Origin of the sequence: Shewanella sp. TC10, from assembly GCF_009663145.1 — a bacterium.
Lineage (GTDB): Bacteria > Pseudomonadota > Gammaproteobacteria > Enterobacterales > Shewanellaceae > Shewanella.
In genome coordinates this window covers 101,334-107,600 of the sequence record NZ_VKHR01000008.1, presented here as the reverse complement: position 1 = coordinate 107,600, position 6,267 = coordinate 101,334, and the positions used below count along the sequence as shown (strand labels likewise).

At 38.6% G+C, this 6,267-nt stretch carries 7 protein-coding genes; 1 reads left to right on the top strand and 6 read right to left on the bottom strand.

What is annotated here, in order from left to right; translation table 11 throughout:
- From FNZ24_RS04710 to FNZ24_RS04685, 6 genes are all read right to left on the bottom strand, one after another.
- Nucleotides 1–401, bottom strand: a 401-nt coding sequence (locus tag FNZ24_RS04710) for a M20/M25/M40 family metallo-hydrolase (protein WP_153913299.1), incomplete at its 3' end; no start/stop codon positions are given.
- Nucleotides 401–751: an ArsC family reductase gene (locus tag FNZ24_RS04705; RefSeq protein ID WP_153913297.1), complete on the bottom strand. Its 351-nt coding sequence runs from the start codon at nucleotides 749–751 to the stop codon at nucleotides 401–403. The genes FNZ24_RS04710 and FNZ24_RS04705, both read right to left, overlap by 1 nt.
- A 123-nt stretch (nucleotides 752–874) precedes the next feature.
- On the bottom strand, nucleotides 875–1,384 hold the full coding sequence (gene crr, locus FNZ24_RS04700; RefSeq protein ID WP_153913295.1) for a PTS glucose transporter subunit IIA: 510 nt from the start codon (nucleotides 1,382–1,384) through the stop codon (nucleotides 875–877).
- 100 nt (nucleotides 1,385–1,484) lie between these two features.
- Nucleotides 1,485–3,179, bottom strand: coding sequence for a phosphoenolpyruvate--protein phosphotransferase (ptsP, locus tag FNZ24_RS04695; protein WP_153913293.1), 1,695 nt, complete (start codon nucleotides 3,177–3,179; stop codon nucleotides 1,485–1,487).
- An 11-nt stretch (nucleotides 3,180–3,190) separates the two neighbouring features.
- Complete coding sequence (locus FNZ24_RS04690) at nucleotides 3,191–3,448, bottom strand: HPr family phosphocarrier protein (protein WP_102526216.1); 258 nt, start codon at nucleotides 3,446–3,448, stop codon at nucleotides 3,191–3,193.
- Between the two features lie 184 nt (nucleotides 3,449–3,632).
- Complete coding sequence (locus FNZ24_RS04685; RefSeq protein ID WP_153913291.1) at nucleotides 3,633–5,270, bottom strand: methyl-accepting chemotaxis protein; 1,638 nt, start codon at nucleotides 5,268–5,270, stop codon at nucleotides 3,633–3,635.
- A gap of 293 nt (nucleotides 5,271–5,563) precedes the next feature.
- On the opposite strand from FNZ24_RS04685, the gene FNZ24_RS04680 reads away from it, so the two are divergent.
- Nucleotides 5,564–6,262: a DUF3334 family protein gene (locus FNZ24_RS04680; RefSeq protein WP_153913289.1), complete on the top strand. Its 699-nt coding sequence runs from the start codon at nucleotides 5,564–5,566 to the stop codon at nucleotides 6,260–6,262.
- Nucleotides 6,263–6,267 lie beyond the last annotated feature (5 nt).

Below are 6,267 nucleotides of genomic sequence, written 5' to 3'. Positions count from 1 at the left end.
TCATCACTTGTAATGAGAAAAGCAATTGAACCTTTATGATCAGGGTGCTTGGCAACAAAACGCTCGGTAGCAACAACCATGGCAGCTAAAGAGCCTTTCATGTCCGCAGCGCCGCGACCATGAATATAATCATCAATTACAGTTGGTTCAAAAGGTGGGGTATGCCATTTACTTAAATCACCTGTTGGTACAACGTCGGTATGACCTGCAAAGCAAAAAACCGGGCTTTCATTACCACGTCTAGCCCACATGTTAGTGGTATCATCGAAGACCATGGATTCAATATTAAATCCTGCAGCTGCAAGTCTATCGCCCATGAGCTCCTGACAGCCTTCATCTAAAGGTGTGACTGACGGGCGAGATAGTAAATCTTTGGCCAGTGCTAATACTTCTTGAGTCATTATTTAAACCACGCTTGATAGTCAGCGGCTTTAAAGCCAATTAGAATTTGCTCATTTTGAATCAACACTGGACGTTTAATTAACGTTGGAAATTCGACCATCAACTGCAGTGCTTTCTCTTTAGTGATATCCGCTTTTTGCTCATCGGTTAAATTTCTGAAACTGGTACTACGTTTATTAAACAACAATTCCCAATTAGTTAGTTCAAACCATTGATTAATGATGTCAGCGTTAATGCCTTGCTCGCGAAAGTCATGGAAGGTGAAATTTTGGTTTTCCGCTTCTAGCCATTTACGTGCTTTACGAACGGTATCGCAGTTTTTAATGCCGTATATAACGCTATTACTCATTGTGTAAATATTTCCTTGAGTCTTGTTGTAGCGCTAAGCTGTTCAATACCTCTTAATTTCTTACTATTTGAACAGCTGCGCAATCTTGATTTGTAGAGTTAGTTTTAATTCTGTTTTATTTGGTTAAAGCTCAACGGTAAAGATGACATCTTTACCCGCCGTGACTTGGCCTTCAGCTTTAACTAGATATTGCACGTCTTCCATGTTGGCTAGCACAACCGGGGTCAATAAACTTTCAACTTGATCAGTTAAATACTCCAGATCAAATTGCAAAATAGGGTCACCTACTTTTACTTGTTGTCCTTCTTCTGCCAAGCGTTTAAAGCCATTTCCGCGCAGTTCCACTGTGCCTACGCCAAAATGGACAAATAGCTCAAGCCCTTGAGGTGACTCAATACTAAAAGCATGATTGGTTTCAAATATCTTGCCAATGGTGCCATCAATGGGGGCTAAAATAAGTTTTCCAGTCGGGTTAATGGCTAATCCATCGCCGACGATTTTTTCAGCGAAAACCACATCAGGTACTTGTTCAATTTCTACTAGGTCGCCTGAAACAGGTGCAAAAATTTCTATACCACCGGTTAAGGTAGGTTGCCCTGAAATAAGTCGGCGTATACGGCTTAAAAATCCCATGAGATATAGCCTCTTTTTATAATGTTTTTATGGTTTTATTCTAGTGTTGTCTGATTTTTTTATAAACAATAAATATTGAAAAATACTAAATAAAGTCAAATTAACTGAATAACTGGTTTAATTGTTCTATATGGCTAAAGCCTAATGCTTGTTGTGCTTGGTTGTAAAAATGCTGATATTGGCCGTTACAGATTGTGGCTTTAACATCTAGTAAGCTCGCGGTATTAACACTTAACTCGTCAATTCCTAGACCGACTAACAAGCTAATTAGTTTCGTATCACTGGCTAATTCACCGCATAAACACACTTTGATTTGATGGATTTTACATGTGTCTACTGCCATCTTAATAAATCGAATCATGGCTGGTGATACCGGTGGGTAATCTTTGACTAGCTCTGGATTTCCACGGTCAGCTGCTAAAGTATATTGGGTTAAATCGTTACTGCCGATACTGACGAAATCTAATTTTGGCAATAAGTGCGGCAAATTAAGCACCGCTGCTGGCGTTTCTACCATAATGCCGACATTAAGATCGCCAAAACCTTTTTCTTCTTCAATAAGTTGTTGCTTGCAAGATTCTATTAACGCAAATGCTTGCTCGAGCTCTTCAACTTGATTCACCATAGGAAATAAAAGTCTTATCCGGCCATGATTAGCCGCCCTAAGAACAGCTTTAATTTGAGTAGTGAATAAAGATTGATGCTGAAGACTATAGCGAATGCCACGAACGCCTAGAGCGGGGTTATCTTCGTATTGCTGGCTTAAGCAGGGGATTTCTTTATCTGCACCAATATCAAAGGTACGAATGGTCAGCACTTTGCCATTTAAACTATGCAGTGCATCGCAATATTGCTGATATTGTTGTTTTTCATCAGGTACTGACTCCACTTGCATCAATAAAAATTCAGTTCTGAATAAACCGATTCCAGCCGCGCCGCTATGCTCAATTTGAGTCACATCATTTAAGCTGCTGACATTAGCAAGTAAACAAACTGGGTGACCATCGAGAGTAACACTAGGTTTATCGACATATTGTAGTAGTGCATTACGTCGCTGTGTTTCTTGTTCTGATTTTTCCTTTAACTGCAGCCTTGTTTGCGCAGATGGTTTAATGTGCAGCTCGCCACTGATGGCATCTAAAATCAGAGGGCTTCCATCAGTTATGTCGTGGCTATTAAATTGGCAACTTAATAAAGCAGGGATCCCAGCCGCTTTGGCTAAAATGGCAGTATGACTTGTCAACCCACCAGTTTGTAGCACGATACCTTTAATCTTATTTAACGGAATGGTAGCAAACTCAGCAGGAGTAATATCTTCAGCTAATAAAATACTATTGTCAGTAAGTTTAGATACATCCCACTGTAAGGTTCCATTGACCGCAGACATCAATCGTTTACCTAGGCAAAGTACGTCATTGCTGCGATTTGCCATATATGGATCATCTAGCTGAGCTAATTCTTCAGCATGTTGCGCAAATATTCGTTCAACAGAGACAACTGCAGAAAATCTAAATCGGGTAATGTAATTTTTGAGTTGCTCAGCTAAATCATCATCTTCTAACAGCATGATATCAGCGTCGATTAAATGAAAATGCTCGCTGTCTGGTTCAATTTTAGCTTGGCAATGTTTTAGGTGAGAACTTAAGAAACCAATGGCTTTAGTGGCTTTTTCACACTCTTTAGCAATATTGGCGACAGGTAATAAACGATAATCGACAGTTTGATTGTGCAGATTAATATGAACTGCTTGGCCAAAAGCAATTCCGGGGGAGACAACAATACCTGTTACTGCCATAAACGTTCCTGTTAGCTGAGAGTGATAAGTAATTCAGAGACAGTTTCTACTGCTTTTTCAGCCTGTTCTCCATCGGCAAATACCTTAACAGATTGACCTTGATATAACCCTAAAGTTTGTAATTTAAACAAACTCTTGGCACTTGCTTGTTTACCATTACATTCGACTATGACGTCACAGTCAAAGTTTTTTGCCGCTTTGACTAATAATGCAGCAGGGCGGGTGTGAATTCCATGGGGAGCGATAATAGTGACGGTTTTTTCGTACATCTAAAGTAACTCTTTTAAAAATTATAGGCAGGATAATACCGTAAACCTTAGCGGGCTAACAGCCGATATATAGCATTAACTTGGTTTGGAAATTAAATATGATTCATCTAAGAAATAAGAAGCGCGAATGTTTATTCGCGCTTCTTAATTGTAAAGGCTGGGGGGGAGTTGAAAGTCAATCTAATTAATCTGTTTTAAACTGACTTAAGCTTTCCGTGACATTTTGACTAATGGTTTGCAGTGATTGAGCCGCGTCTGAATTAGTTTCGTTGGTTTTTACAGCGATTTCAGTTAATTCAGAAATCGTTGTGATATTACGGTTTATCTCTTCCGTCACTTGTGACTGCTCTTCAGTCGCGCTAGCAAGTTGCGTATTCATATCGCTGATGTTGGCAATAACAGCAAGTATTTCTGTCATAGCGTCTTGAGATTGTATCGCTTTTGATTGTAATTGAATCGATTGCTCTTGAGTTTCAGTATTACTCTTAATCACCAGCTCAACACCATCATGGATATTAGTGATAATTTTATTAATTTCGTTAGTTGATGCCTGTGTACGAGTTGCTAGCGCTCTGACTTCATCTGCAACTACAGCAAACCCGCGGCCATATTCACCTGCTCGAGCGGCTTCAATTGCGGCATTAAGTGCCAGCAAATTGGTTTGATCGGCTATCCCACCAATGGTGTCTAAAATGGTGCTGATTTCTATCGACGACTTGCCTAAATCGTGGGTTACATTCTCAGCGTTTTTAAGCTCTGTAACCAGTAAATCAGTTTCGTGAACTGTTTCCTGCATAAATGCATGGGATTGTTGTGCTTGGGCCTTAACGTTATTAGCGCCATCAGCTGCTTGATAAGTATTTTGAGCCATATCATGGGTGGTTGCCAGCATTTGATTGACTGCAGTCGCGACACTTTGTGTTTCACTATGTATTAACTCAGCGCTTTGATTTGACTCTTCTACAGCAACAAGCAAATTCTGTGCATCAGTATCAAGTTCTTTACCCAGTGGTTTTAACTCTGAGACTACAGCCGCAATTTTCATGACGAAATCATTGAATGCATCAGCCATTTTAGCGACTTCATCTTTGCCGCTGTTATCTAAACGCTTTGATAAATCGCCTTCACCTTTAGCAATATCTTCCATTGCTGCAATCGCTGCATTAATAGGAGAGGTGATAGAAACATTCAGCAGTAAGAAAAAACCAAAAATAGGAATAGAAATTAGCATCATGATGATCAGGTAATTAATCACAACACTGCCCATGCTGTCTATTACATCACTGACATTGCCATGTGCAATAATAGTCCAGCCCCATTCTGGGTAAAATTCAGCGCCAGATAAGATGGTTTCAACACCAGAAGTTGAAGCAAGGTTTGCTTGATATTCAAGCTGACTCTTAGTCATTCTCCTAGCATTAGTGACAAGTTCAATAAATGGTTTAGAACCGTCTGATGCAATATAGCTATCAAAAGAACGGCCTTCGAGCATACTGTTTTCAGGAAAACTAATAATGACATTATCAGCATCAACCACTATGTAAGATTCATTATTGCCATATCGCAGGTCAGAAATTACCGATAATGCATATTGTTTGATGTTGGCTTCAGAGACTTGGTTATTGTTTTGCCTAGTAAGCGAATCGAGTAAAGACGTGGCTGTAGACACTTGCGCTTCTATCTGAACCGTCTTTTGATTGAGAAGATTATTGTATTGTTCGTTGATGGAAAAACTGGCAAAACATACTGTACCTATAGCCGCCAGAGCTAACATTATGATGAGTCGTTTCAAAATGGTTAACTGTCTTAGGAAGGCGATCATAGGTATCCTTAAAAATCTATTTCTTCAATATATTGGGCAAATATAGACAGTTTTAGATATAAAAAAATATCTAAATACGAGAATTGTGATCTATTGGTCTCTTTTTACAAAAAGATACAAGTGCTAAGTCAAATAAGAGTAATTGAGGAAGCTTTTAAAAATCGAATTTTCAATTAGTTAACAATATTGATGTTATAGAGGTTTTTTATTTTTGATAATGAGTTGTTTTAGCTTTGATTTATTATTCGATAAGCCTCAGAATGAGGGAAAAGTAAAACTAGGTAAATATTGTTATGGATTCAGTTCAAATTGTTACAACGGATGACATCTTACTTAAGCTGTGTCATTCAGTTTCTCATGTTCTTTCGAGTACTAGTGACAGCCAAGTGACTCATGCTGGCATGGTACAAAATATCACCCGTACCTGTTTAAAACCTGATCTAGGTTGCTTTTCAATTTTTGATGGTGGGTTTTCTGGTTTAGTTGTTATTAATTTTTCAAAAGAAGCAGCCATTGAAATATATCGTAGATATATGATTAACATGGGAATGCCAGAGTCAGAATTGGCTTTCTCACACACCTCTGATGATGTTGGGAATGTCATGGGCGAATTGATGAATCAAATTTTAGGTGATTTCATCAAAACCATATCAAAAGAATTACAAACCTCTATTAGCCAAAGCCAACCGAAAATGTTAACCATCAACAAAGAGTTAACTATATCGATTGACACTAATTTAGATGAAGCGGTATCAAGAAGAGTGTCATTTAAAACCGCTGATAACCACATTTTTTATCTTGAGTTCGCTATGGATAAAACTGAGTTCATTAAGCTCAAAGAGTTTGAAATGGATGAAGAATTTGATCCTGATTCATTGATTGAAGCCCACGGAAATAGTAACAGCTCCCAAGCAAAACCTATTGCGAAAAAAGACGCACCAGTTGTGGTTGCAGATGATGCCGATGATTTATTAAATGAATTAGGCTTATAAATTAA

Coding starts and splice junctions, on each gene's coding strand:
- FNZ24_RS04705 (WP_153913297.1), bottom strand. CDS start 751: ATGAGTAATAGCGTTATATACGGCATTAAAAACTGCGATACCGTTCGT.
- crr (WP_153913295.1), bottom strand. CDS start 1,384: ATGGGATTTTTAAGCCGTATACGCCGACTTATTTCAGGGCAACCTACC.
- ptsP (WP_153913293.1), bottom strand. CDS start 3,179: ATGGCAGTAACAGGTATTGTTGTCTCCCCCGGAATTGCTTTTGGCCAA.
- FNZ24_RS04690 (WP_102526216.1), bottom strand. CDS start 3,448: ATGTACGAAAAAACCGTCACTATTATCGCTCCCCATGGAATTCACACC.
- FNZ24_RS04685 (WP_153913291.1), bottom strand. CDS start 5,270: ATGATCGCCTTCCTAAGACAGTTAACCATTTTGAAACGACTCATCATA.
- FNZ24_RS04680 (WP_153913289.1), top strand. CDS start 5,564: ATGGATTCAGTTCAAATTGTTACAACGGATGACATCTTACTTAAGCTG.